General features: G+C 62.4%; 25 protein-coding genes, 1 tRNA gene and 1 riboswitch. Of the genes, 13 read left to right on the top strand and 13 right to left on the bottom strand.

Translation table 11 applies throughout. The features are described from left to right. Positions 1–2: 2 nt before the first annotated feature. Positions 3–662 carry a response regulator transcription factor gene (locus tag CN311_RS08575; RefSeq protein ID WP_097572930.1) on the bottom strand — a complete coding sequence of 220 codons (660 nt, stop codon included), beginning with the start codon at positions 660–662 and terminating at the stop codon, positions 3–5. Positions 663–789: 127 nt separating this feature from the next. After that, a complete protein-coding gene (locus CN311_RS08570) occupies positions 790–1,227 on the bottom strand; it encodes a hypothetical protein (RefSeq protein ID WP_097572929.1) in 438 nt (145 codons plus the stop codon). 104 nt (positions 1,228–1,331) lie between these two features. On the opposite strand from CN311_RS08570, the gene CN311_RS08565 reads away from it, so the two are divergent. Together CN311_RS08565 and CN311_RS08560 are read left to right on the top strand one after the other, a co-directional pair. Further along, the gene (locus CN311_RS08565; RefSeq protein WP_097572884.1) at positions 1,332–1,682 is read left to right on the top strand and encodes a DUF952 domain-containing protein; all 351 of its coding nucleotides are present in this window, start codon (positions 1,332–1,334) and stop codon (positions 1,680–1,682) included. Continuing rightward, entirely contained in the window at positions 1,679–2,755 is a 1,077-nt protein-coding gene (locus tag CN311_RS08560; protein WP_097572883.1) for a quinone-dependent dihydroorotate dehydrogenase, read from the top strand. The genes CN311_RS08565 and CN311_RS08560 overlap by 4 nt, the downstream gene beginning before the upstream one ends. Before the next feature lie 22 nt (positions 2,756–2,777). On the opposite strand, the gene CN311_RS32510 is transcribed toward CN311_RS08560, so the two are convergent. Beyond that, positions 2,778–2,942: a hypothetical protein gene (locus tag CN311_RS32510; RefSeq protein ID WP_165779637.1), complete on the bottom strand. Its 165-nt coding sequence runs from the start codon at positions 2,940–2,942 to the stop codon at positions 2,778–2,780. A gap of 100 nt (positions 2,943–3,042) precedes the next feature. After that, positions 3,043–4,380, bottom strand: coding sequence for an MATE family efflux transporter (locus CN311_RS08550; protein ID WP_097572928.1), 1,338 nt, complete (start codon positions 4,378–4,380; stop codon positions 3,043–3,045). A 125-nt stretch (positions 4,381–4,505) separates the two neighbouring features. Here CN311_RS08550 and CN311_RS08545 point away from each other — a divergent pair, with 125 nt between their 5' ends. After that, entirely contained in the window at positions 4,506–5,408 is a 903-nt protein-coding gene (locus CN311_RS08545) for a histone deacetylase family protein (protein ID WP_097572927.1), read from the top strand. A gap of 4 nt (positions 5,409–5,412) precedes the next feature. Here the strand turns inward: CN311_RS08545 and CN311_RS08540 are convergent, their stop codons facing one another. Next, the gene (locus CN311_RS08540) at positions 5,413–5,676 is read right to left on the bottom strand and encodes a DUF6460 domain-containing protein (RefSeq protein ID WP_097572881.1); all 264 of its coding nucleotides are present in this window, start codon (positions 5,674–5,676) and stop codon (positions 5,413–5,415) included. A 281-nt stretch (positions 5,677–5,957) separates the two neighbouring features. Between CN311_RS08540 and CN311_RS08535 the strand changes: the two genes are divergently transcribed. The 3 genes from CN311_RS08535 (at position 5,958) to CN311_RS08525 (ending at position 8,979) form a co-directional block, all read left to right on the top strand. After that, complete coding sequence (locus tag CN311_RS08535; RefSeq protein ID WP_097572880.1) at positions 5,958–7,829, top strand: acyltransferase family protein; 1,872 nt, start codon at positions 5,958–5,960, stop codon at positions 7,827–7,829. 77 nt (positions 7,830–7,906) lie between these two features. Beyond that, a tRNA-Gly gene (locus tag CN311_RS08530) sits at positions 7,907–7,980 on the top strand. 171 nt (positions 7,981–8,151) lie between these two features. After that, positions 8,152–8,979, top strand: coding sequence for an MBL fold metallo-hydrolase (locus CN311_RS08525; RefSeq protein ID WP_097572926.1), 828 nt, complete (start codon positions 8,152–8,154; stop codon positions 8,977–8,979). 169 nt (positions 8,980–9,148) lie between these two features. Here CN311_RS08525 and CN311_RS32925 read toward each other — a convergent pair whose 3' ends face one another. Both CN311_RS32925 and CN311_RS08515 read right to left on the bottom strand, forming a co-directional pair. Beyond that, positions 9,149–9,358 (bottom strand): hypothetical protein, encoded by a 210-nt coding sequence (locus tag CN311_RS32925; RefSeq protein ID WP_208866461.1) that lies wholly within the window; start codon positions 9,356–9,358, stop codon positions 9,149–9,151. A 144-nt stretch (positions 9,359–9,502) separates the two neighbouring features. After that, complete coding sequence (locus tag CN311_RS08515) at positions 9,503–10,492, bottom strand: LysR family transcriptional regulator (RefSeq protein WP_097572878.1); 990 nt, start codon at positions 10,490–10,492, stop codon at positions 9,503–9,505. Positions 10,493–10,783: 291 nt separating this feature from the next. On the opposite strand from CN311_RS08515, the gene chvE reads away from it, so the two are divergent. From chvE to CN311_RS08485, 5 genes are all read left to right on the top strand, one after another. Next, entirely contained in the window at positions 10,784–11,851 is a 1,068-nt protein-coding gene (chvE, locus tag CN311_RS08505; RefSeq protein ID WP_097572876.1) for a multiple monosaccharide ABC transporter substrate-binding protein, read from the top strand. Between the two features lie 99 nt (positions 11,852–11,950). Further along, positions 11,951–13,483: a multiple monosaccharide ABC transporter ATP-binding protein gene (mmsA, locus tag CN311_RS08500; protein WP_097572875.1), complete on the top strand. Its 1,533-nt coding sequence runs from the start codon at positions 11,951–11,953 to the stop codon at positions 13,481–13,483. Next, the gene (gene mmsB, locus CN311_RS08495; RefSeq protein ID WP_097572874.1) at positions 13,480–14,772 is read left to right on the top strand and encodes a multiple monosaccharide ABC transporter permease; all 1,293 of its coding nucleotides are present in this window, start codon (positions 13,480–13,482) and stop codon (positions 14,770–14,772) included. Before mmsA ends, mmsB begins: the two co-directional genes overlap by 4 nt. Positions 14,773–14,983: 211 nt before the next feature. Next, the gene (gene araD1 / locus CN311_RS08490) at positions 14,984–15,976 is read left to right on the top strand and encodes an AraD1 family protein (RefSeq protein ID WP_097572873.1); all 993 of its coding nucleotides are present in this window, start codon (positions 14,984–14,986) and stop codon (positions 15,974–15,976) included. Further along, the gene (locus tag CN311_RS08485; RefSeq protein ID WP_133117156.1) at positions 15,973–16,416 is read left to right on the top strand and encodes a hypothetical protein; all 444 of its coding nucleotides are present in this window, start codon (positions 15,973–15,975) and stop codon (positions 16,414–16,416) included. The genes araD1 and CN311_RS08485 overlap by 4 nt, the downstream gene beginning before the upstream one ends. 16 nt (positions 16,417–16,432) lie before the next feature. Here the strand turns inward: CN311_RS08485 and CN311_RS08480 are convergent, their stop codons facing one another. Further along, complete coding sequence (locus CN311_RS08480) at positions 16,433–17,200, bottom strand: ABC transporter substrate-binding protein (RefSeq protein WP_097572925.1); 768 nt, start codon at positions 17,198–17,200, stop codon at positions 16,433–16,435. 128 nt (positions 17,201–17,328) lie between these two features. Further along, positions 17,329–18,420 carry a 2'-deoxycytidine 5'-triphosphate deaminase gene (locus tag CN311_RS08475; protein ID WP_097572924.1) on the bottom strand — a complete coding sequence of 364 codons (1,092 nt, stop codon included), beginning with the start codon at positions 18,418–18,420 and terminating at the stop codon, positions 17,329–17,331. Between the two features lie 78 nt (positions 18,421–18,498). Further along, positions 18,499–18,576, top strand: a riboswitch (SAM riboswitch). Between the two features lie 57 nt (positions 18,577–18,633). Between CN311_RS08475 and CN311_RS08470 the strand changes: the two genes are divergently transcribed. Then, the gene (locus tag CN311_RS08470) at positions 18,634–19,824 is read left to right on the top strand and encodes an O-succinylhomoserine sulfhydrylase (protein ID WP_097572871.1); all 1,191 of its coding nucleotides are present in this window, start codon (positions 18,634–18,636) and stop codon (positions 19,822–19,824) included. Positions 19,825–19,849: 25 nt separating this feature from the next. Here the strand turns inward: CN311_RS08470 and CN311_RS08465 are convergent, their stop codons facing one another. Further along, positions 19,850–21,004: a ceramide glucosyltransferase gene (locus CN311_RS08465; RefSeq protein ID WP_097572870.1), complete on the bottom strand. Its 1,155-nt coding sequence runs from the start codon at positions 21,002–21,004 to the stop codon at positions 19,850–19,852. Between the two features lie 193 nt (positions 21,005–21,197). Between CN311_RS08465 and apaG the strand changes: the two genes are divergently transcribed. Continuing rightward, on the top strand, positions 21,198–21,590 hold the full coding sequence (gene apaG / locus CN311_RS08460) for a Co2+/Mg2+ efflux protein ApaG (RefSeq protein ID WP_097572869.1): 393 nt from the start codon (positions 21,198–21,200) through the stop codon (positions 21,588–21,590). A 101-nt stretch (positions 21,591–21,691) separates the two neighbouring features. Here the strand turns inward: apaG and CN311_RS08455 are convergent, their stop codons facing one another. The 3 genes from CN311_RS08455 to CN311_RS08445 all read right to left on the bottom strand — a co-directional run bounded on the left by CN311_RS08455 (position 21,692) and on the right by CN311_RS08445 (position 24,993). Further along, on the bottom strand, positions 21,692–22,726 hold the full coding sequence (locus CN311_RS08455; RefSeq protein ID WP_097572868.1) for an Hsp33 family molecular chaperone: 1,035 nt from the start codon (positions 22,724–22,726) through the stop codon (positions 21,692–21,694). A gap of 138 nt (positions 22,727–22,864) precedes the next feature. Continuing rightward, positions 22,865–23,776 (bottom strand): ornithine carbamoyltransferase, encoded by a 912-nt coding sequence (gene argF, locus CN311_RS08450; RefSeq protein WP_097572867.1) that lies wholly within the window; start codon positions 23,774–23,776, stop codon positions 22,865–22,867. 17 nt (positions 23,777–23,793) lie between these two features. After that, a complete protein-coding gene (locus tag CN311_RS08445) occupies positions 23,794–24,993 on the bottom strand; it encodes an aspartate aminotransferase family protein (protein WP_097572923.1) in 1,200 nt (399 codons plus the stop codon). Between the last annotated feature and the right edge of the window lie 66 nt (positions 24,994–25,059).

The raw sequence follows: 25,059 nt of genomic DNA, 5'->3' as shown, positions 1-25,059 counted from the left end.
GGTCAATCAGCCGCCTGCAGCGGGTCGCTGCCGATCTTGGAGAGCTGGATCACCGCCTGGGTGCGGCTGTCGACGCCAAGCTTCTGCAGGATCGCCGAGACATGCGCCTTGATCGTTGCTTCCGAGACGCCGAGTACGTAGGCGATCTGCTTGTTGAGCAGCCCTTCGGCCAGCATACCGAGCACGCGCGTCTGCTGCGGCGTCAGCGCCTGCAGGCGCTTGATCAGGTCGGAGATCTCGGGATCGCGCTCGACGCCGAGATCGATGCCGACGGGAGCCGCGATATCGCCGGCCAACACCGACTGCACGGCGCCGCGGATCTCCTCCATGCTGGCCGATTTGGAGATGAAGCCCGAGGCGCCGAGATCGAGCGCACGGCGGATCGTCACCGGGTCGTCATGCGCCGACACCACCACCAATGGCACCGCCGGATGGATACCGCGCAGCGAGATCAGGCCGGAAAGGCCGCTGGCACCCGGCATCGACAGGTCGAGCAGCACCAGATCGACGTCCTCATTGGCCACGACCAGCGCCTTGGCGCTTTCGAAATCGCCGGCCTCGTGAATGGCGGCGACATTGCCGATGCCGGCCAGCGCCTCCCGAAGGGCGCCGCGGAACAGCGGATGATCGTCGGCGATGACGAACGTGTAGCCCGACGGCAAATGTTCCTCCCCGAATCCCATCGATGATTTTGCGCTTTTTCGGGACCAGTCGAACAATTATGCGGTGATGTCAGCTGTTTTCAAGCGGCAAAGACCCCGTGCGGACTTTTCCCCGAACTAACTGCGTTCAGGTCTTTTGCGAATTGAGCTTGGCGCCGTCGTCGCCATTGTCCTTGTCCATATCCTTGACGATGCCCATGAAGCCGCGCAGGAAACGCTCCATATAGCTCATCGTCTTGTTGAAATCCTCCTCGCTGGGCGGCTGCGATTCGAGGCGGGCTGACAGCGAATTCTCGAGCTTGGCCACGCGCTCGTCCAGCGCCTTCACCGAGCCTTGCAGCCGGTCGATCTCGTCCTGGAAGGCGGCGCGTTCATCGGCGGCCACCTTGCAGACGAGCTGGCCGGTGCGTTCCTCGCAGATCGACATCGCGCCGGTCTGTGTGTCCATACGGACATAGCCATTGGCCGACTTTTCCAGCTTGTAGCGATCGGTTTCCTCGGAAAAGGCCGATGCCGCGACGAGCGAGACGAGAGCTGCCGGGATCAAGACGTGCTGCAGACGCATATTGTCCTCCATGGACCAATTGGCGCAAACCTATCACATGTTTGCGCCGGAAATGGGGAAGAAGCACACTTCCCCGCCTGATCTGTTCAGACTATAGCGCAACCATGTCTCAGATTATCTACAAGATAGTGCCGGAAGCGCTTTGGCGAGAGGCCGAAAGAAACGATAGCTTCCCCGGCGCGCCGATCGATCTCGCCGACGGCTTCATACATTTTTCCACCGCCGGGCAGGCCAGGGAAACGGCGGCAAAGCACTTTGCCGGCCAGACCGGGCTGCTGCTGATTGCCATCGACGCGTCTCGCCTGGGTGAAGCGCTGAGATACGAGGTCTCGCGCGGTGGCGCGCTGTTCCCGCATCTCTACAGTCCGCTCGACATCAAGGCCGTCGTCTGGGTGCGGCCGCTGCCGCTCGGCGCCGACGGTCTGCACGAGTTCCCGGCACTGGAGGGCGAATGAGCCTGTTCGACCGCGTCGGCCAGAAGCTGCTGTTCGGATTCGATCCGGAAGCCGCGCATGGGCTTTCGATAGCGGCGCTGAAATGCGGCCTGCCGGTTGGCGGCCGCCCTGTGCGCGACGCCAGGCTGAAGGTCAGCCTTTGCGGCATCGATTTTCCCAATCCGCTCGGCATGGCCGCCGGCTATGACAAGAATGCCGAGGTGCCGGACGCGCTCCTTGGCCTCGGTTTCGGCTTCGCCGAGGTCGGTACCGTCACGCCGCTGCCGCAGGTGGGCAATCCGAAGCCGCGCATTTTCCGGCTGACAGCGGACGAAGCGGTGATCAACCGGTTGGGCTTCAACAATGAGGGTCACGAGGCGGCCGAGCGGCGCCTTGCCGCCCGCAGGGGCCGCGCCGGCATCGTCGGCGTCAACATCGGCGCCAACAAGGACAGCGCCGACCGCGTCAGCGATTATGAGCGCGGCGTCACCAGGTTTGCGCCTTACGCCAGCTATCTGACCGTCAACATCTCCTCGCCGAACACACCTGGCCTGCGCAATATGCAAGCGCGCGAGCAGCTCGGCGAGCTTTTGTCCCGCATCATCGCGGCGCGCTCGGCAGCAGCAGTGCAGCCGCCCGTCTTCCTCAAGATCGCGCCGGATCTGGTCGAGGCCGAGCTGGAGGACATCGCCGCCGAGGTCACCGAGAAGCAGATAGACGGCGTCATCGTCTCCAACACCACCATTTCGAGACCGAGCCTGCGCAGCACCGGTGTTGCCGGCGAGACCGGCGGGCTCTCGGGGAAACCCTTGTTCGAACGCTCGACCATCGTGCTGGCAAAGATGCGCAAACTGCTCGGGCCGGACCGCACCATCATCGGCGTCGGCGGCGTCTCCACCACAGAGACGGCACTGGAAAAGATCCGCGCAGGCGCCGATCTCGTCCAGCTCTACACCGGCATGATCTATGCCGGGCCTGCGCTGCCGGGCCGCATTCTTTCGGGAATGATCCGTTTCGTGGAAAAAGAGCAGCTCAAATCCATCCGCGATCTACGCGACAACCGGCTCGACTTCTGGGCGTCGAAGCAACTCTAAAACTGCGTAAAGAAGCGTAGTGTCAATGGCGACTGAGGATCCGCTCGCAGACGGTGCCGCCGATGGCAGGCAACAATCCAAAAAGAAATAACTGAGGCGTTCCGCCGACTCCGAAAATTGCGGAAAGAATGAACGCAACGAGCAGTCCCAGCGCCGCACCCCAGACATATGGCAGGTAGCCTCGCACAAGCTTCCTCCTCCTGAACAAATTGGTGGATCAGGCTACCGGAAAACGTAACGAAATCGCCCCGAAGTGCAAGCGCATCCGATGACGCCGAGAAGATCGCCTAAAACGCGGTCCGCACCCGCAGCCGTAGAATGGCGAGCAGGCTGAAGCCTCGCACCAGCAGGAAGACATGCAGCGCCGCCCAGAGGCCGTGATTGCCGAAGGCCGGCGCCAGGATGAGCAGCGCGGCGCTGAAGACGAGGAAGGACAAGAGCATCATGTTGCGCATGTCGCGCGACCAGGTCGCGCCGATGAAGACGCCGTCCATCTGGAACGCCAGCACGCCACTCAGCGCGGTGAAGGCGGCCCAGGGCAGATAGATGTCGGCAACGGCGCGAACATCTTCAGAAGTCGTGATCAGCGCGACGAGATCGGCTCCACCCAGCAAAAGGATCAAGGTCGCGGCGCCTGCCAGTCCGAAGCCCCAGAACAGGGTCAGCTTGACGGCCTGGCGGAACGGCGTGGCCGCGCGCGCGCCGATGGCGCGGCCGGCGAGCTGCTCGGCGGCCGTGGCAAAGCCATCGAGGAAATAGCCCGCGATGAGGAAGAAATTCATCAGCACGGCGTTGGCGGCCAGCATCACCGTGCCAAATTGCGCGCCCTGGCGGGTGAACAGCGCGAAAGCGGCGAGCAGCGAGAACGAGCGGATCATGATGTCGCGGTTGAGCGACAGCATGCGCAGGAAGGCAGACATGTCGAGCAGACGATGACGCGGCAAAGCCGGGGCTGCGCGGAAGCGCCTGATGACGATCGCGAGACCAAGCAGCATGGCGACGAATTCGCCGGTGACGGTCGCCCAGGCGACGCCGGCAACGCCCCAGCCCAGCTCCAGGCCAAGCAGAATGCAGAGCGCGATGTTGATGCCGTTGAGCACCAGTTGCAGCATCAAGCCAAGCCCGCCCTCGCCGCGGCCCAGCACATAGCCGAGGATGGCGTAGTTGATCAGCGAGAAGGGCGCGGCGAGTAATCTGATCCTGATGTAGAGGCCCATCGCCTCGCTGACGCGCGGGTCGGCGGCCATGAACCATTGCCCGGCAATGGCAACCAATGGCGCGAGCACGGCAAACACGATGCCGGCGACGATCGCAATCAGCACCGCGCGCCAGAACACTGCCTGCTCTTCCAGTTCGTCGCCGCGCCCGAAAGCCTGGGCGACGAGGCCTGTGGTGCCGGAGCGCAGGAAATTGAAGGTGGTGAAGACGACATCGAAGATCAGCGCACCCGCCGCCAGGCCACCGAGAAGGGCGGCGTCACCGAACTGGCCGATCACCGCCGTGTCGACGATGCCGAGCAGCGGCGTCGTCAGATAGGCAAGCGTCATCGGCACCGCGATAGCGAGCACCGAGCGATTGGTGACGACGAAAGTCCTGACGGTGGCTTGGTTGGCACCTTTGTCCAAGGATTGCTGCCTTGCTGATTGCCGCTTGATCGAACAGCCGATGTGCCCCAGTTTCGCGATGCCGCGCAATCGTGAACGAACGGCGGCCAACCGAATTCCAGAGCTGGCGCAGGCCGCCTTACATCATGCCGCTGCAGATCGTCCATCACCCCGACTATGACGCCGGCTTCGCCGTCAACCACCGGTTCCCGATGGGCAAATATCCGCTGCTGATGGAAGCCCTGAGCGCGCGCGGACTGGCCGAGCCTGCCGCGCTCAACGTGCCGGACGCAGCGCCGGGGTCATGGCTGAAGCTTGCCCATGCCGCCCCCTATGTCGACCAAGTGCTGGCCTGCGAAGTGCCTGCAAAAATCGAGCGCGAGATCGGCTTTCCGGTCGGACCGCGCGTTTCGCTGAGGGCACAGCTCGCAACCGGCGGCACGGTGCTGGCGGCGCGGCTGGCATTGCTGAACGGCATCGCCTGCAACACCGCCGGCGGCAGTCATCACGCGCGGCGTGCGCAAGGCGCCGGCTTCTGCACCTTCAACGATGTCGCCGTCGCCTCGCTGGTACTGCTTGCCGAAGGTGCCGCCCAAAACATCCTGATCGTCGATCTCGACGTGCATCAAGGTGACGGCACGGCTGACATTCTGGGCGACGAGCCCGGCGCATTCACCTTTTCCATGCATGGCGAGCGCAACTATCCGGTGCGCAAGATCGCCTCCCACCTCGATGTCGCCCTGCCCGACGGCACCGGCGATGCGGCCTATCTCGAACGGCTGAATAGCCTTCTGCCGGAATTGTCCGCCAAGGCGCGCTGGGATATTGTCTTCTACAATGCCGGGGTCGATGTCCATGCCGAGGACCGGCTGGGCAGGCTGTCGCTGTCGAACGAGGGCCTGCGCGCCCGCGACGACATGGTGATCCGCCATTTCCGGACGCTCGATATCCCCGTGTGCGGCGTCATTGGCGGTGGCTATGCGACGGATGTGGCGACACTTGCCGCGCGCCACGCCATCCTGTTCGAGGTGGCTTCAGGCTTTGCCTGAAAGTTCATTTTCGGTAGTTGGCGATCCTAAGCAGGATGAAGGCCGGGACGACGATCGCCGCGCCTAGCAATATATAGCCGAGGAAACGGTCGACGGCGCGGAAACCCAGGTTCCACAGATCGAGGAAGAATTTGCGGATGCCGTAGAGCACATCCATCGGCGACCAGCCGAAGGCGTTCATGACGAGGCCAACGAGAAACGACACCACCAGCAGCTTCAGGAGCACCCGGAGCGGCGTATCGCCGAGAAAACGGTTCAATGCGGACAAGGCCCGTCTCCAGAATGGCTTGCACCGATTCGGTGCAAGCCCAGAAATACGCACTTGTCGACCCTCTATCAAGCCAGTCGCAGAACCCAGACCGCTTTACGACTGCCCGAACGGCGGCTGCATGATTGCCTGCTCGCCAGTCTTGACACCTATGTTGCAGTGCAGCAAAATCAAGTCACGGAGGGTACCCAGTTGATATCGATCAGCCAGACTCACTCGTATCGCCCTGTTATGGACGGACTGCACTGTCTCGCCGTGGTCAGCCAACACAGCGAGTGGATATGAAGTACAGGCGCGATATCGATGGCCTTCGGGCTGTTGCAGTCCTGCCGGTCGTACTCTTCCACTTCGGAATCACGGCAATTCCCGGCGGTTTTACCGGCGTCGATATCTTCTTCGTCATATCCGGCTATCTGATCAGCGGAAGCCTTCTGGACGACCTTGAACGCGGCCAGTTTTCGATCGTCAGCTTCTACTGGCGTCGCGCCCGGCGCATTCTGCCAGCTCTGGTCTTTGTCACACTTCTCACATGCATAGCGGCGCTGTTCATTCTCCTGCCGTCAGATCTGCATGAATTCAGTCTCAGCGTCATAGCGGCATCGACGTTCTGGTCGAACATCTATTTCTGGAAAACGACGAATTACTTCTCCATTGATGCCCAACTGCGACCAATGCTGCATACGTGGTCGCTTTCGGTCGAGGAGCAATACTATATCTTCGCTCCGATCCTTATGTTGCTGATCTATCGCTATTTCGGGAAGCGCTGGCTGGCGATACTCCTGCCGATCATTCTTGGCAGCTTCGTGCTGGCGATCATGGCGACATCGATGGCGCCGACCGCGGGCTTCTACCTGCTGCCGACACGTATCTGGGAACTTATGCTGGGCGCCGTGCTCATGCTGAAACGGCCCCCGGCCGTGGGCAACCGGCTTGTCATGGAACTGGCCGGCCTGGCAGGGGTTGGCCTTCTCGCCATCGGATTCCTGACGGTTTCGGAGAGTGATCCGTTCCCGGGTTACAACGCCTTGTATCCGTGCCTTGGAACAGCGCTGCTTATCTACGCTGGCCAGGCTACCCCGTCGACGATCGTTACCCGTATACTCGAAACCCGGCCGCTGGTCTGGATCGGTCTCATCTCGTATTCGCTGTATCTCGTTCACTGGCCAATCAATTCGTTCGCTCACTATCTTTCACTGCAAAAACTCGACCCGTCGATGATCGTTGTGATGACGGTTGCAAGCTTCGCGCTGGCCGCATTCTCCTGGAAATATGTCGAGCAGCCGTTTCGGCAGAAAAGGACCTTTACCGCCCCATTGCCCATCTTCGCCTTTTCAGCGGGCGCGATCGCTCTGCTTTGTGCTGGCGGCGCGGCCGGGGCACTGGGCAACGGTTTTCCGCAACGGTTTCCGGACTATGCCCAACAGCGGATTCCTGTCGGCGACTGGCGCAATGGCACCTGTTTCAACGAGGGCTCCAGCCAGATAGAGAACTGGAACCTCGGGGATTGCACACGCACCCACGGTTTCAAGACGAATGTCTTGTTGTGGGGAGACTCGTTCGCCGCCCACTATGTTTCAGGCCTGGACGCCAACGCAAATCAGATTCAAGCCAATGTCGTGGAATACACTTATGCGGGCTGTCCGCCGATTCTCTCCTATTTCTCCTATGCACGTCCAAATTGCACGCGATTCAATCAGCGGGCCCTGAAAATCATTGGGGATGCCGGTATCCGGACGGTCATACTCAGCGGCCGGTGGACCGACTACGCGGCGAGACGTTTCGACGGTCTCCAGCAAACGGTCGATACGCTTCATGGCCTGGGCGTGCGGGTGTTCGTCATCGGCCAGTCTCCGGAGTTCATAGCCGACGTCCGGAAAATCGCGTTCTTCGCAAAGCGCAGAAATCTGGATGATACATCCTGGCCAATGGCCATGGATCCCGGCATCAACGACCGTGTGCGCGCATTCACCAAAGGCGCCACTTTCATCGATCCGCTGAAATTCCTGTGCAGCGCGGGACGCTGTTCCTTCGCCGACGCAGGCCAGTTTCTCTATTTTGATTATGGGCATTTCTCGACAATTGGGGCCACGCTGGCAATTTCGAAATACTGGCCGAACTTTGCCGCGAACAACGCCCTCGCCACGGCGAAGTAACAGTGGGCGGCTGGCAAGGCACAAGCGTGCGCATAACGATTGCCCGAATGCCGGCTTGCGTGGTAACGAGGCTGTGCGCGGGTATGATGTAATGGTAGCTTGTCAGCTTCCCAAGCTGAACGCGCGGGTTCGATTCCCGCTACCCGCTCCAGCTCGGGCCACATAGGCGCCGGCCAGGCGGTACTCCGATCCGCCGCGCCTTGGCGATAATTGACAGTCAGCCCCTCCAGCGCTCGCGAAAACGTGACCGTCCCGCCGATAGCCATCATAATCGCTGGCGCTATCGTGCATGAGCGCGCCAGTCCTGCCACGGGAGACAGCCATGCTCCGCCTATCCGCAGCCGCTCTGCTGTCCCTGGCTTTCTGGCCGCTCGCCGCTTCGGCCCAGGAGGAGCCGCCGCCGTCGCGATGCGTTGCGATCGCGCAAGCGCTGCCGTCGGCCACCTATGCCAGCTTCACGGCGCCAAAGGGGCAGACGTCCCTGCTGGCCCAGGCCTTCGTCGACGGCGACGTCACGATCACCTATGCCGGCCATTCGACCTACATCATCGAGACGCCCGCCGGCGTCAGGATCGCCACCGATTTTTCCGGCGTCTACGGCGCTGACCCGCTGCCGCGCGTGGTGACCATGAACAAGGCCCACCGCACCCATTATTCGGACCATCCGGATCCCGCCATCGAATATGTGCTGCGCGGCTGGAATCCGGACGGCGGTCCGGCGCACCACGCCCTTGTCGTGGACGATGTCTACATCCGCAACGTGCCGACGGATATCCGCAATGGCGGCGATCTCGGCAAGGACGGCAATTCCATCTTCATCTTCGAAGTGGCGGGACTCTGCATCGGCCATCTCGGCCATCTGCACCACCGGCTGGAGGACGCGCATTACGGCGCCATCGGCCGGCTCGACATCCTGATGGTGCCTATCGACGGCGGCATGACGCTGTCGCTCGACCGGATGACCGAAATCACCACGCGGCTCTATTCCTCGATGATCCTGCCGATGCATCGCCATGCGACCCCGATCGGCGAATTCACGGGCAGGATGGGCGACGATTTCGCCGTGGAATTCCGCTCCAGCCGGTCGCTGTCGGTTTCGCTGAAGTCCCTGCCTGACCGGCCGACGATCGTCATCCTCGAAGGGGTTTGACGCCTTCAGTATTCCAAGGTCCGACTTCACTCGGTAACCCATTGATTTCCAAAGGTGGCTTTCGCCCGTTTTGCAGCCAAGTCATTGGACTTGAAGCGAAAGGACAGCTTCCCAAGCTGAACGCGCGGGTTCGATTCCCGCTACCCACTCCACCCAAAGGGCCGCTTTTTCAGCCTGCTGCTGGTTCCCACACGTCAAAAAACCCCAGGATCAATGTCCCTGTGCCGAGCACGAAAAAGCAAAGCGCGCGCCAGGACTGCGCCGGTCCTATCCTGTGCTTTGGCTCGAGCGCGCCAGTTTGCCTTCGGGCCGGATCGTTCTCGGTCATCGGTGGAAGTGGGGCCATGGCGTACTTGACACCGATGAGGATGAACAGCACGCCAAGCCAACTTAGCATTACCATCTGAAGTACCTCCTTCAGATGCTACGTTTGAAAAAGGGCCAAAGTTACAGAGCAAGAGTTTCTTTATCGCAATGTCGCCGCTCAAGGCGACCCGCCGGCCCGGGTACAAGCCGTCTGCTGTCACCCCACCTCCCGCAAAATAAAGTCGTGCAGCATCTTGGCGGCCGGCGACAGGACGCGGTTCTTCACGGTGATCAGGCTGTAGGGCCTGACCTCGATATCGAACTCGGTCTGGACGACGTCGATGGCGCCGGAGAGCCCGTCGGGGTTCTGGATGAATTTCGCCACCTGGATCGACACCGGCGCGATCGCGTCGGACTGGGCGACCATGACCAGGGTGAGCAACAGCGAGCTGGTGTTGAGGATGCGGTCCGGCAAGGCGATGTTGCGGTTCAGGAAATTGCTCTCCATCGCCTGGCGCAGCGGCGAGCCGCCCGACTGGAAAACCCAGTCATAGGCGGCGGTCTCTTCCAAGCGCACCGCCTTGCCCTTGCTCAGCGGGTGGCCGCGGCGCACGATCAGGCAGGCCTTTTCGACGCCGATGACGCGCGACTCGAACAGCCGCGGATTGAGGTCCTCGGGGATGCGCGCGATGATGAAATCGTGACGCGTGGCGATCAGCTCGCGCGCCAGCACATTGGAGGTCTCGACCTGCATGGTGATCTCGATGCGCGGATAGATGCGGCGGATTTCGCGGATCGCCGGCACGGCCAGTTCGATGGCCGGCGCCGTCACCGCGCCAAGGAACACCGAGCCGCCCTTGCCGGCCTTGAGCTCTGAGATCTCGCGGTCGACCTCGCGCATTTCTAGCAGGATCGAACGCGCGCGCCTCGCCAATGCCTTGCCGTAGGGCGTCAGCGTAATGCCGCGCGGCAGCCTTTCGCACAGCTTGACGTCGAGCACCGCTTCCATCTCGGCGATCATGCGCGAGGCGGCGGGCTGCGAGATGTTCATCACCTGGGCCGCGGCACTCACCCGGCCGTGATCGTCGAGCGCGGCGATCATGCGCATGTGGCGCAGGCTCAAACCGCTGCGCAACAAGGTTTCGCCGTCGCCCGGAACGTCGTCGTAACCGCTTGAAACTCCCTGGGGATTCCGCAATGCCGCCATGATCTTCGCCAGCTCCCGCCTAGGTTTCGGACTGCTTCATTCACATACCAGTTTCGATATATCAACCATCAGAGATCGCATTTGACAGTTATGTCAAAGGGACACACCCTCCGCGCGTCCCGAGACGTGTCTGTCGATGACGAGGAAAATCGTATCGATTGAAACAAGCGTACCGGGGCCGATTGGGAGGATACCGGAGATCGATAGACGACAGCGGCGCTCGCGCTTCTGCTCGACTGCGCGGCCCGCGAAGCCCCGAGGTATCGCGTCCATCAACCAGGGAGAGTTACTGTGAAAATCATCAAGACACTGGCCGCCGTGGCGGCACTTGGCATCGCGGCCATGACGCTGCCTGCGCAGGCAGGCGAAGGCCTGGTCGGCGTGCTGATGCCGACCAAGACCTCGCAGCGGTGGATCAATGACGGCGACGCCGTCAAGTCCCAGCTCGAGGCGCTCGGCTACACCGTCGACCTGCAATACGCGCAGGACGACATCCCGAACCAGCTCAGCCAGCTGGAAAACGAAATCACCAAGGGCCCGAAGGCGCTGATCATCGCCTCGATCGACGGCACCACCATGTCGGACGCGCTGCAGAAGGCCGCTGACGCCGGCGTCGTCGTCGTCGCCTATGACCGTCTGATCAAGAAGACCCCGAATGTCGACTACTACACCACCTTCGACAATTTCGGCGTCGGTGTCATCCAGGCGAATTCCCTGGTCAAAGGCCTCAAGGAGCGCTTCCCGAACACCAAGCCCTGGAACGTCGAACTGTTCGGTGGTTCGCCGGACGACAACAACGCCTTCTTCTTCTACAACGGCGCCATGTCGGTGCTGCAGCCGCTGATCGACGACAAGACGCTGGTCGTGAAGTCCGGCCAGATGGGCATGGACAAGGTCGGCACGCTGCGCTGGCTGGCCGCCACCGCCCAGGCCCGCATGGACAATCTGCTCTCCGCCAACTACTCGGACGGCAGCCGCGTCGACGGTGTTCTCTCGCCCTATGACGGCCTGTCGCGCGGCATCATCGCCTCGTTGCGCGCTGTCGGCTACGGCACCGCCGACCAGCCGTGGCCCATCGTGACCGGCCAGGACGCCGAGACCGCCTCGGTCAAGGCGATCATCGCCGGCGAGCAGTATTCGACCGTGTTCAAGGACACCCGGGAACTCGCCAAGGCCACCGTCGAACTCGTCGACAAGGTGCTCACGGGCGGCAAGCCGGACGGCCTCGACACCACGACCTACAACAACGACGTCAAGGTCGTTCCCTCGATCCTGTTGACGCCGCATGATGTCGACAAGTCGAACTACCAGGCGCTGGTGGTCGACTCCGGCTACATCAAGGCCGACGAACTGAAGTAATCCCGGTTGCAAAGTCTGGGGTCCTGCGCAACGCAGGGCCCCTTTTCGTTCACCAGCGAGCCCGGTATGTTTGCCGATCTCGGAGGAGCTTAATTCCTGATGACCTCGACGATTTTGGAGATGCGCGACATCACCAAGACGTTCCCCGGCGTGAAGGCGCTGTCCAACGTCAATCTCAGCGTCGAAGAGGGCGAGATCCACGCCGTGGTCGGGGAGAACGGCGCCGGCAAGTCGACGCTGATGAAGGTGCTGTCGGGCGTTTATGCGTCCGGCACCTATGACGGCGCGATCGTCTACCGGGGCGAGGAATGCCATTTCAAAGGCATCCACGACAGCGAACACAAGGGCATCGTCATCATCCACCAGGAGCTTGCGCTGGTGCCGATGCTGTCGATCACGGAAAACATTTTCCTTGGCAACGAGCACGCCAGGTACGGTGTCATCGACTGGGATGCCAACGAGACACGCACCAGCGCCCTGCTCAAGAAGGTGGGCCTCAAGGAGGACCCCAAGACGCTGATCACCAATATCGGCGTCGGCAAGCAGCAGCTGGTGGAGATCGCCAAGGCGCTGAGCAAGGAAGTGAAGCTGCTGATCCTCGACGAGCCGACGGCGAGCCTGTCCGAAAAGGACAGCCAGGCGCTGCTCGATCTGTTGCTCGAATTCAAGCGGCAAGGCATCACCTCGATCCTGATCTCGCACAAGCTCAACGAGGTCAACCGGGTCGCCGACAAGGTCACCATCATCCGTGACGGGCGGACGATCGAAACACTTGCCAAGAAAGACATTTCGGAAGACCGCATCATCACCTCGATGGTCGGCCGCTCGCTCGACGACCGCTATCCGCCGCGCGAGCCGGACATCGGCGAGATCGTGCTCCAGGTGAAGAACTGGTCGGTCTATCACCCGATCCATGCCGAGCGGCAAGTGATCAAGGGCATCGACATCAATGTCCGCAAGGGCGAAGTGGTTGGCATCGCCGGGCTGATGGGCGCCGGGCGCACCGAATTCGCCATGAGCCTGTTCGGCCGCTCCTACGGCCGCCGCATCAGCGGCGAGGTGCTGCTCAAGGGCAAGCCGATCGATGTCTCCTCGGTGAGCAAGGCGGTGGAACACGGCATCGCCTACGTCACCGAGGACCGCAAGACCTACGGCCTCAACCTGATCGATCATATCAAGCACAACATCACGCTGGCCAATCTGGGCGGTGTGTCGCGTCACAGCGTGATCGACGATTTGCGCGAACTCGCCGTTGCCAATGAATACAAGGCCAAGACCAACATCCGCTCGTCCAGCGTCTACCAGATGACGGGCAACCTGTCGGGCGGCAACCAGCAGAAGGTGGTGCTGTCGAAGTGGCTGTTCGCCAATCCGGAAGTGCTGATCCTCGACGAGCCGACGCGCGGCATCGACGTCGGCGCCAAATATGAAATCTATACGATCATCGCTCGTCTCGCCTCCGAAGGCAGGGCTATCATCGTCATTTCGTCGGAAATGCCTGAACTGCTCGGCATCACCGACCGCATCTACGTCATGAACGAAGGACGCATCGTGGGAGAAATGGCAGCAAGCGACGCAAGCCAGGAAAAAATCATGCGCGCCATCGTCCGTGGAGAAGGAAGAGCATCATGAGCACCGAAAGCGCTCCCGGGCCGCAGAGCGGCGTCGCCCAAGACCTGCAACAGACACCTCGCGTTGCCGTCTCGGCGCTGGTCACCAATCTGCGCGAATACGGCCTGATCCTGGCGCTGATCGCCATCATGGTGTTCTTCCAGTTCACGACGTCCGGAACGTTGTTCAAGCCGGTCAACCTGAGCAATCTGGTGCAGCAAAACAGCTTCATCATCGTGATGGCGTTGGGCATGCTCCTGGTGATCGTCTCCGGCCATATCGATCTCAGCGTCGGCTCCGTCGCCGGCTTCATCGGCGCGCTGGCGGCGATGATGATGGTCATCTGGCCGCTCGGCCCCTTGAGCAATCCGCTGGTGGTGTCGATCATCTGTCTGATCGTGGGTGGCGCGATCGGCGCGGCGCAAGGCTACTGGATCGCCTATCACCGAATACCGAGCTTCATCGTCACGCTGGCGGGGATGCTGATCTTCCGCGGCATCTGCCAGGCGCTGCTGGGTGGCGGGTCTTCCGTGGGGCCGCTTCCGGACGGCTTCAAGGCGCTCAGTTCCGGCTTCATTCCCGACGTGATCGGCCCATTGACGCTGATCCCCCCGACGGTGAACGCCGCCGGCAAGACGGTGTTCGGCAGCGGCCTGACGCTGCACATGACGACGATCGTGATCGGCCTCGCCGCCGTGCTCGCCTATGCCTATTTCGGGCTCCGGGCACGGCGCAGCCGCGAGCGGCATGGCTATGAGGCCGAACCCTTCACGCTGTTCGTAATCAAGACCTTGGTGACCAGCGCGCTGGCGCTGTTTCTGGTCTACCAATTCGCCACCTATAGAGGCCTGCCGATCGTCCTCATGGTGATGGGTGTGCTGATTGCGCTGTTCGTCTTCGTCACCAAAAGGATGACGATCGGCCGCCGCATCTACGCGATGGGCGGCAACGCCAAGGCGGCGCAGCTCTCGGGCATCAAGACCGAACGGCTGACCCTGATGGTGTTCATCAATATGGGCGTGCTGTCGGCGCTTGGCGGCCTGATCATCGCGGCGCGGCTGGGGCAGGCGGTGCCGGCGGCCGGCCTTGGTAGTGAGCTCGACGTCATCGCCGCCGTGTTCATCGGCGGCGCTTCGGCCATGGGCGGCGTCGGCCAGGTCATCGGCGCGGTGGTCGGCGGGTTCATCATGGGCGTGATGAACAACGGCATGTCGATCATGGGCGTCAATGTCGACTGGCAGCAGGTTGTGAAGGGCCTGGTGCTGCTCGGCGCCGTGGTCTTCGACGTCTACAACAAGAACAAGGGTTGAGCCGGGAACAACCTGGCCGGACGAGGAAACCATACGGGTCACATCGCGGCTGCCGGCAAGAGGCCGGTGCGAAGAAGTCTCCTGAGAGACCAGGCCAGCGAGCGCAATCCGGACGAAGAATTTCACCCGTGGCGCGGACCTGGTCCGGGTCGCGCTTGGAAGGGTTTGCCACACCGGCAGGCCGCCAAGGCAATTCTAGAGAGGGTACATCATGCTGATCTCCCAGATACTCGACGACGCCGAGACGATCCGTGTCGTTGCCCGCAACGGCGGCAAGACCCGGATCATCAACGGCGCCCGCAGCGTCTATTCGCTGGCGATGGAGGCCGCCCGCACCGGCACTGGCCTCGAAGCGCTCATCGAACGCAAGGGCTACGGCGAGACGGTCGATCTCGATGCCATCTATAAGAAGGGGCGGCTGGTATCGCCGATCAACCATCCCGATCCCGCGCATCTCCATCTCACCGGCACGGGCTTGACACATCTCGGCTCCGCGGCGACCCGCGATTCCATGCACAAGAAGCTCAACACCGATGGTGAGGAGCAGCTCACCGATTCCATGAAGATGTTCCGCATGGGGCTGGAAGGCGGCAAGCCGGCCAAGGGCCAGATGGGCGTGCAGCCGGAATGGTTCTACAAGGGCAATGGCACGATGGCGGTGGCGCCGGGCGCGGCACTGATGTCGCCCGCATTCGCGCAGGACGCCGGCGAGGAGCCGGAAATCGCCGGCATCTACGTCATCGGCGATGATGGCGCGCCGTTCCGCGTCGGCTTCACGCTGTCGAACGAGTTTTCAGACCATGTCACCGAGCGCGTGAACTATCTGTTCCTCGCGCATTCCAAGCTGCGCAACGCCTCGTTCGGACCGGAGATCCTGATCGGCGACCTGCCGTCCGACATCAAGGGCTCCTCGCGCATCCTGCGCGACGGCAAGCTGCTTTGGGAAAAGCCGTTCCTGTCGGGCGAAGCGAACATGTCGCACACCATCGCCAATCTCGAGCACCACCATTTCAAATATTCGGCCTTCCGCCAGCCGGGCGACGTGCATGTGCACATGTTCGGCACGGCGACGCTGTCGTTTGCCGACGGCATCCGGACGCAGGCCGGCGACGTCTTCGAGATCGAGGCCGGGGATTTCGGCCTGCCGCTGCGCAATCCGCTCGAAATCGAGAAGCCGGTGAAGGTGGCGGTGAAGGCGCTTTGAGGCAGCTTGTCATTGTGTTCGCGGGCCTTGCTCTGCTCCTGACCCAGCCCTCAGTGGTCTTTAGCGCTGGCCAGTGCAGCCCGAAATCCTACCGTGAAGCCCGCTCGGCGATGACAAGCCGTCTTCTGGCAACCGGCTTTTCGAAAGCGCAGGTGGGCTTTCTGATGCGCAACACGGATCGCATGACATCAGCGCTTCGCAGCGACAGGCTGAACGACAATGGCAGAGCTTGCGGTATCGACTCGGCCAGAGCCCATATCCTCGGTTGCCTCGACAAGCAGTTGTTCCCCTTGAAGCGCGGCTCAAACGTGGCGCTCGACGAGGAGAAACAGACCGAAAGGTTTTGGGGCAGGAAGCGTTTCGCTGTACGTGAACTGCTCTTTATCGGCCAATTTCATGGCTGCTTGGGCGCCGCGAAAGAGTATCTCTTTCGCGGCTGACCGGCGAAGCTGACCCTCAATAAATATCGAAGTCGAAATATTTGGCCTGGATCTTCTTGTAGGTACCGTCGGCGACGATGGCGTCTATGGCCGCGTTGAGCTTTTCGCGCAGCGCATTGTCCTCCTTGCGCACGGCAATGCCGGCTTGCGTCTCGGTGCCCTTGACGTCGCCGACCATCTTGCAGCAGCCGTCGCTGGCCTTCTTCATCCAGTCCATCAGCACGAACTTGTCCGAGAGGACGGCATCGAGACGGCCGTTCATGAGGTCGGTGATCGCCTCTTCCTGGGTCGGATAGAGCTTCGCCTCGGCGCCGGCCTTGCCATAGACATTCTGGGCATAGTCGGCCTGGGTCGTGGAGGCCTGCGCCCCCACCGTCTTGCCGGCAAGCGCCTCAGCTTCGGTCGAAGCGATCTCCGTGTCGTTCAGCGCCACCAGCGAAAGCGGCGTCGTATAATATTTGTTGGTGAAGGAGACCTGCTTCTTGCGCTCCTCGGTGATGCTCATCGAGGCGACGATGGCGTCGAACTTCTTGGCCTGGAGCGCCGGAATCATGCCGTCCCAGGTGACGAGCTCGCATTCGACCTTCATCTGAGCGCAAAGCGCATCGGCGATGTCGATGTCGAAGCCGACCAGCTTGCCGTCGGCGGTGATGGTGTTGAACGGCGGATAGGCACCCTCGGTGCCGATCTTCAGTTTTTCCTGTGCCTGTGCCAACGAGAAACCAGGGCCAGCCACCAGCATGGCAGCAGCCGCTGCCGATATGATCCATCTCGAAATCCGCATTTTTTTGTTCCCCTTGCGGTTGCTCATTTGAAGGTCGGCATAGCCAAGCATGGTGCGCCCGGTCAGGCAAGCACGGTGTGAGGCAAGCACAATACAAGACTGGCACAATGTGAGACTGGCGGAACCGATCAGCGCGCGGCGCGGAAATGCTTGGACAGTTTCAGGCCCTGCGCCTGGTAGTTCGAGCCGAGATCGGTGCCGTAGAGCGCCTGCGGCCGCTTCAGCATGTGCTCGTAGACCAGGCGGCCGACGATCTGGCCGTGATCGAGGATGAACGGCACTTCATGGCTGCGCACTTCGAGCACCGCCCGGCTGCCGGTGCCGCCGGCCGCGGAATGGCCGAAACCCGGATCGAAGAAGCCGGCATAGTGGACGCGGAATTCGCCGACCAGGGGATCGAAGGGCGTCATCTCGGCGGCGTAGAGCGGCGGGACGTGCACCGCTTCCTGGCTGACCAGGATATAGAATTCGTCCGGATCGAGCACCAGCTCGCCGGCGCCGCTCTTGTAGAGCGGCTCCCAGAAGTCGACGACATCCTGCGCGGCGCGCTTGTCGACATCGACCAGCCCGGTGTGATGCTTGCCGCGGTAGCCAACCAGACCGTCCTTGTCGCCATCGAGGTCAATCGACAGGGCGATACCGCCGCCGGAAATGTTCGGCGGCTCGGTGGCGACCAGCGTCTCGGCACGGTGCAGTTCGCTAAGCTCGCGTTCCGACAGAAGCGCGTTGCCGGTGCGGAACCGGATCTGCGACAGCCGTGAGCCGGTGCGGACCACGATCGGGAAGGTGCGCGGGCTGACCTCCAGATAGAGCGGCCCGGTGTAGCCGGCGGCGATCTTGTCGAACTCGTGGCCGCGATCGGTCATCACGCGGGTGAAGATGTCGAGCCGCCCGGTCGAGCTCTTCGGGTTGGCCGAAGCCGAAATGTTTTCAGGCAGCGCCAGGCTTTCGAGCAGCGGCACGATGTAGACGCAGCCGGTTTCGAGCACGGCGCCCTCCGCCAGATTGATCTCGTGCAGCTTCAGCCGGTCGAGCTTTTCGGCGACCTTATGGTTCGGACCTGGCAGGAAGGAGGCGCGCACGCGCCAGGCCTTGTCGCCGAGCCTGAGGTCGAGGCTGGCCGGCTGGATCTGATCGGCATCAAGCGCAGGCGCCTTCAGCGCGCCGGACTGGAACAGCGCGGAAATGTCGTGATCGGGAAGAATGCCTGTCTGCCGCAAAGGCTGCTCCAAGGGCCGCTGGTACAAACCTCTTAATCAAGCCGGCAATTGACGCAAGCGCGGCGCGGGTCTAAAGGGTCGTTATCCCGTGGTGATTTGGCCGGTCGGCTTGCAGCCACGTTAAACAAGTCGCTAAAGGACCGTCGGGCCGCAAGGCCGTATGGACCGGTTGCGACTTTCGCGGCCGGTTTTTTTGTGTCTGGAACAAAAGCGATGAGCACCAAGAAGCGTAACTGGAAGCCTCAAACCGCACTCGTGCATGGCGGGACGCTGCGTTCCGGCTTCGGCGAAACATCCGAGGCGATGTACCTCACCCAGGGCTACGTCTACGAGACGGCACAGGCGGCGGAAGCCCGCTTCAAGGGCGAGGAACCGGGCTTCATCTATTCGCGCTACGCCAATCCCACGGTCGACATGTTCGAAAAACGCATGTGCGCGCTGGAAGGCGCGGAAGACGCACGCGCCACCGCATCAGGCATGGCGGCGGTGACCGCCGCACTTCTGTGCAGTGCCAGGGCCGGTGACCATATCGTGGCGGCGCGCGCGCTGTTCGGCTCCTGCCGCTGGGTGGTCGAGACGCTGGCGCCGAAATACGGCATCGAGGCGACGCTGGTCGACGGCACCGACATCGCCAATTGGGAAAAGGCGGTCAGGCCAAACACCAAGCTGTTGTTCCTGGAAAGCCCGACCAATCCAACGCTGGAAGTGGTCGACATCGCCGCCGTCGCAACGCTTGCCAATTCGATCGGGGCGCGGCTGATCGTCGACAACGTCTTTGCCACCCCCTTGCAGCAGAGGCCTTTGCAGCTCGGCGCCCACATCGTCGTCTATTCGGCGACCAAGCATATTGACGGCCAGGGGCGATGCCTGGGCGGCGTCATCCTCTCAGACAAGAAGTGGATCGACGAGAATTTGCACGACTATTTCCGCCATACCGGACCCAGCCTGTCGCCGTTCAATGCCTGGACGCTGCTCAAGGGCCTGGAGACGCTGCCGCTGCGCGTGCGCCAGCAGACGGAAAGTGCCGGCAAGATCGCGGATTTCCTCGCGGAGCGGCCTGAGATAGCCCGCGTCATCTATCCCGGCCGTGCCGATCACCCGCAGGCGGCCGTCGTCAAGAAGCAGATGACGGGCGGCTCGACGCTGATCTGCCTCGACGTCAAGGGCGGAAAGCAAGCGGCCTTCGCCTTCCAGAACGCTCTCGACATCGTGCTGATCTCCAACAATCTTGGTGACGCCAAGAGCCTGATCACCCATCCGGCGACGACGACGCACAAGAATCTGAGCGACGAGGCCCGCGCCGAACTCGGCATCGGACCGGGCACGCTGAGGCTGTCGGTCGGGCTTGAAGATACGGACGATCTGCTCGCGGATGTCGAGCAGGCGCTGAAAGCCGCCAAATAGGATAAGGTATTGGTCGGCCCGATGGTCAGGCGCCCGACGGAGTCTCTTCCAGGTCGGCGACGGCTTTGGTGTGGATGGTCATCGTGTTGCCGCGCCAGTCTACGGCGCCGCTGAGCCAACCACGCGCCCAGATCGCCGGCAGCATCATGTCACGCGCCATCATCGCCGGGATCGTGCGTAGCGACAGGTGCCAGCCCTTGGCCGCGGCCAAGATGCATTCCGGAAGATAGGCGAGCGCCAAGACGCCGATGGCCGTGACCGGCAGGCTGATGCCGAAGCCTGCCGCCGCCACCAATGCAAGCACCAGCGGCGCCGCCACGCCGGTCAATATTTCGGGCGCGAAGAACAGCGGGAAGGTGACGCGGCGCAAGCGCGCCCAGCGGGCCTGGCGTGACCAGATTTCGCCAAATGTGCGCTGGCCGAGCGGCTGCTCGAATGGCGAGGCGACGAGATTGACGCGCAAGCCGAGTCCATTGAGCAGCTTGGTCGCGGCAGCGTCCTCGGCGATCTCGGCGGCAAGCGCGCGAATGCCGCCATTGGCATCGAGCATCGGCTTGTTCCACAGCATGCTCTTGCCCTGGGCAAAGCCGAGGCCGAGTGCCTCGCCGGCATATTGCCAGCGCGCCTGCAGCGGGTTGAGGAAGGCGCATTCGACTTCGGCCCAGAACCCATCCGGCCGCGAGCCGATCGGCGTCGAGCAGACGAGGCCTGTGCCTGGCCCCCATGCCGCCATCAGATCCTGGACATAATCCTTCGGCATCAGGACGTTGGAATCGGCAAGGATGACCCAGTGGTGACGGGCGGCTTCCCAGCCCTTGACGCAGTTGTTGAGTTTCGGATTGCCGCTGATGCGATCGTCGCCGACCAGTAGCCGCGCCGGCACCTTGGGAAACCGGGCAACCGCCCTGTTTATCAGTTTGACCACCGGATCGTCGGCATTAGCGACACAGAATATGAGCTCGTAACGCGGCCAGTCGAGCGAGAAGGCACGCGCGAGCGTCTCTTCGGTAAATGGCTCGACGCCTCGCGAGGGGATGACGATCGACACCGGCGGCGCCTTGCCGGAGGGCGGCGCGATCGTCCCTCGCCGTTTCAGCCCCATTGAGGCAAGCACGATGCTGGCGAGATTTGAAAGGAGCAGAGCTGTCGAGAGCAGGGCGACTATGACTGTCAGTACCATCGGATCTGGTCACTCCGGAAAAACCGGCTCGAGTCGCCCGGTACAAGCCCGTGCACACCATCATTGTCATGTGTCACTTAAATGACATTGTTTGGCGGCACGTGCGCATAAAACCGGAAGGGACAGGTACCGCGCGCCGTTAACCTTATAAGGAGCGCGTCGAAACTTCTGCTGGGACTGTTTGGAGTAGCTCATGTACCGCGCCGTTACGCGCAACATCGAAGTGCTGGTCAGGCCGTTCTACCTGGAAGATCGCTCGGATCCGTCGGAGAACCGCTATGTCTGGGGTTACCATGTGACCATCGACAATCAGTCGGACGAGTTCGTGCAGCTTCTGTCGCGCTATTGGCACATCACGGACGGCGCCGGCCGCGTCGAGGAAGTGCGCGGCGCAGGCGTCGTCGGCGACCAGCCTGAGCTCAACCCCGGCGACAGCTATCAATATACGTCTGGCTGCCCGCTGCCGACGCCGTCCGGCATCATGGTCGGCCACTACACGATGCGCAACGCGCGGGGCGAAATGTTCAACATCGCCATCCCCGCCTTCTCGCTCGACCTGCCAGACACGCGACGCACGGTGAACTGACACTCATTGACCGCCACATTATCGCGGCCCGGACACGCGACGCACGGTGAACTGACATTCATTCACCGCCACATTATCGCGGCCCAGGCACGCGACGGGCTTTACTGAGTCGCGCCAAACTCCGCCGGGTCGAAGTCATATTGCTTCGAGCAGAATTCGCAGGCGACATGGATGCCGCCATCCTCGGTGCTGTCCCTGATCTCGTCGGCGGAAAAACCTTCGAGAATGCCGCGAATCTTGTCCCTGGAGCATGAGCACTGGTCGGCGACCGGCACGCCGCCGAAGACGCGCACGCCATGCTCGTGGAACAGCCGGTAAAGCAGCCGCTCGGCGCCGATCGTCGGATCGATCAGTTCAGTCGGCTCGATGGTGCCGAGCAGCGCCAGCAGTTCCTGCCAGGAATTGTCGTCCGGATCGTGGATCTCCTCGCGCGGATCGCCGTCGCCGCCAGGCAGATCGGGCACGCGCATGCGTTCTGGCGACTGCGGCAGGAACTGCGCCAGAATGCCACCGGCGCGCCATTGCTCGCGAGCGCCGCCGATGCCGGGCGTCAGGAGCTTGGCCACCGAAAGCCGGAGATCGGTCGGGATCTGCTCCGACTGGCGGAAATAGGTGCGCGCGGCCTCCTCCAGTGTCTCGCCGTCGAGCTGGACAATGCCCTGGTAGCGTTGCGTGTGGGCGCCCTGGTCGATGGTCAACGCCAGCACGCCGCTGCCGAGCAGCGTCTGCTGCGACGTCTCGCCGGCGGCCGTCAGCACCTCCAACCGGTCGGCATCGAAACGCGCATATGCCCGCAATGCGGACGGCGTGGAAAAATCCGCCACCAGCATGTCGACCGGCCCGTCAGTGCGGGTCTGCAGGATGAACTTGCCTTCGAACTTGAGCGAGGTGCCAAGCAGCACCGTCAGCACGCAGGCTTCCGCCAGCAGGCGGGCGACCGGCTCGGGATAGTCGTGACGCGAAAGGATTGCGTCGAGCATCGGCCCGAGCTGGACGGTGCGGCCACGCACATCGAGCGGCCCGACCTCGAAGGGGACGACATGATCGTCGCCGGCGTAGCCGAATTCGCCGAGTCTGGGTTGATGTTCAGCCAATTGACGGGTTTCCAACATGACAAAGCTCCGGGGCGCGGCCATGCCGCCCTCCGGGGCGCATGCGTCCAAACGCGCTCATTTTGCGTGATGGGCCTGAGATAGGCACCACGCATTGCCCGATCAAGGTGGGCCCGATCAAGTTGGGCCCGATCAAGTTGGGCCGGATCAAGGTGGCCCGGATCAAGCGCCCAGACACCAGGCCAGCACCGCCTTCTGGGCATGAAGCCGGTTCTCGGCCTCGTCGAACACCACCGAATGCGGCCCGTCGATGACCTCATCGGTGACCTCCTCGCCGCGATGTGCCGGCAGGCAGTGCATGAAGAGCGCGTCGGGCTTGGCCTTGGCCATCAGCGCCGCATTGACCTGATAGGGCAGGAAAACATTGTGGCCACGGGCGCGGTGTTCCTGGCCCATCGACACCCAGCAGTCTGTGACGACGCAGTCGGCCTCGTGGACCGCCTCCTCGGGCGAGCGGGTGAAGTTCAGCTTGCCGCCATGCCGCTTCGACCAGTCGACATGCTTCTCGCCCGGCTCACTGCCTTCGGGCACCGCGACATTCAAGTTGAAGGAGAACCGCGCCGAAGCTTCCAGCAAGGAATGCAGCACATTGTTGCCGTCGCCGGTCCAGGCGATGGTCTTGCCGGCCACCGGACCGCGATGTTCCTCGAAGGTCATGATGTCGGCCATCAGCTGGCAGGGATGGGTGTCGTCGGTCAGCCCGTTGATGACGGGTATGGTGGCATTCTCGGTCAGCTCCAGCAGCCGCTCATGCGAGGTGGTGCGGATCATGATCGCATCGACATAGCGCGACAGCACCTTGGCGGTGTCAGCGATGGTTTCGGAGCGGCCGAGCTGCATCTCGGTGCCGGTCAGCATGATGGTTTCGCCACCGAGCTGGCGCATGCCGACGTCGAAGGAGACGCGCGTGCGCGTCGACGGCTTGTCGAAGATCATCGCCAGCACCTTGCCTTCGAGCGGCTTCGTCCGCTCGCCGGCCTTGAGGCGCGCCTTTCGCACCACCGCGTCGTCCAGCATGAAGCGCAGGTCGCCCGCGGAAACGGCGGAGAGATCGGTGAAATGGCGAAGTGACATCAGGACTGGTTCCGGGATTATTTCGCGGCAGCCGCGGCGATGGCGTCAGCCAGGCCCTGGGCACCGGCGCGGATGCGGTCGAGCGCCTCATGGATCTCGGCATCGGTGACGGTGAGCGGCGGCAGCAGGCGGATAACGTTGTCGCCCGCCGGAACCGCCAGCAGATGCTGGTCGCGCAGCGCCATGTTCACCTTGGTGTTGGGCATGACGCATTTGAGGCCGAGCATCAGGCCAGTGCCCCGAATGCCTTCAATGACGTCGGGAAACTCATCGGCGACACCCGCCAGGCCTTGCTTCAGCAACAGCGCCTTGCGCTGGACATCCTCCAGGAAGCCGTCTTCCAGCACCACGTCAAGCACGGCGTTGCCGACCGCCATCGCCAGCGGATTGCCGCCAAAGGTGGTGCCATGCACGCCAGCGGTCATGCCGACCGCTGCCTCGTCGGTGGCAAGGCAGGCGCCCATCGGAAAGCCACCGCCGATGCCCTTGGCGATTGCCATGATATCAGGCGTGACGCCGGACCATTCATGCGCGAACAGTTTTCCGGTGCGGCCGATGCCGCACTGGACCTCATCGTAAATCAAGAGCAGGCCATGCTGGTCGCAGAGCTGCCGGAGCCGCTTCAGTGACTGCGTCGGCACCGGGCGGATGCCGCCTTCGCCCTGTACAGGCTCGATCAGGATCGCCGCGGTCTCCGGCGTGATCGCCTTTTCGGCGGCGTCGATGTCATCGAAACCGACCTGATCGAAGCCTTCGACCTTGGGTCCGAACCCTTCGAGATACTTGTATTGGCCGCCTGCCGCTATCGTCGCCAGAGTGCGGCCATGGAAGGCGCCTTCGAAGGTGATGATGCGAAAGCGCTCGGGATGGCCCTTGACGAAATGGTAGCGCCGCGCCGTCTTGATCGCGCATTCCAGCGCCTCGGCGCCGGAATTGGTAAAGAACACCTTGTCGGCAAATGTGGCTTCGGCCAGCCGCTCACCCAGGCGGCTCTGTCCCGGAATCTCGTAAAGATTGGAGACGTGCCAGAGTTTGGCAGCCTGGTCGGTGAGCGCGGCGACCAGATGCGGATGGCCGTGGCCCAGCGAGTTCACGGCGATGCCGCCGGCGAAATCGAGATATCGCTCGCCCTTGTCGGTAACCAGCCAAGTGCCTTCCCCATGGTCGAAAGCCAGGGGTGCGCGGGTAAAGGTCTCGAAAAGCGCCGAACCGCTCATTATATGCGTCTCCGGAACCGGAAAATCAAAAAAGCCGCCAAAGCGGCGGCCTTTGCGGCTTATCGT

It is taken from the genome of Mesorhizobium sanjuanii (assembly GCF_002529485.1).
Classification (GTDB): Bacteria; Pseudomonadota; Alphaproteobacteria; order Rhizobiales; family Rhizobiaceae; genus Mesorhizobium; species Mesorhizobium sanjuanii.
Note: the sequence above shows the minus strand (reverse complement) of the source record. Positions and strands in the feature narration are given on the sequence as shown.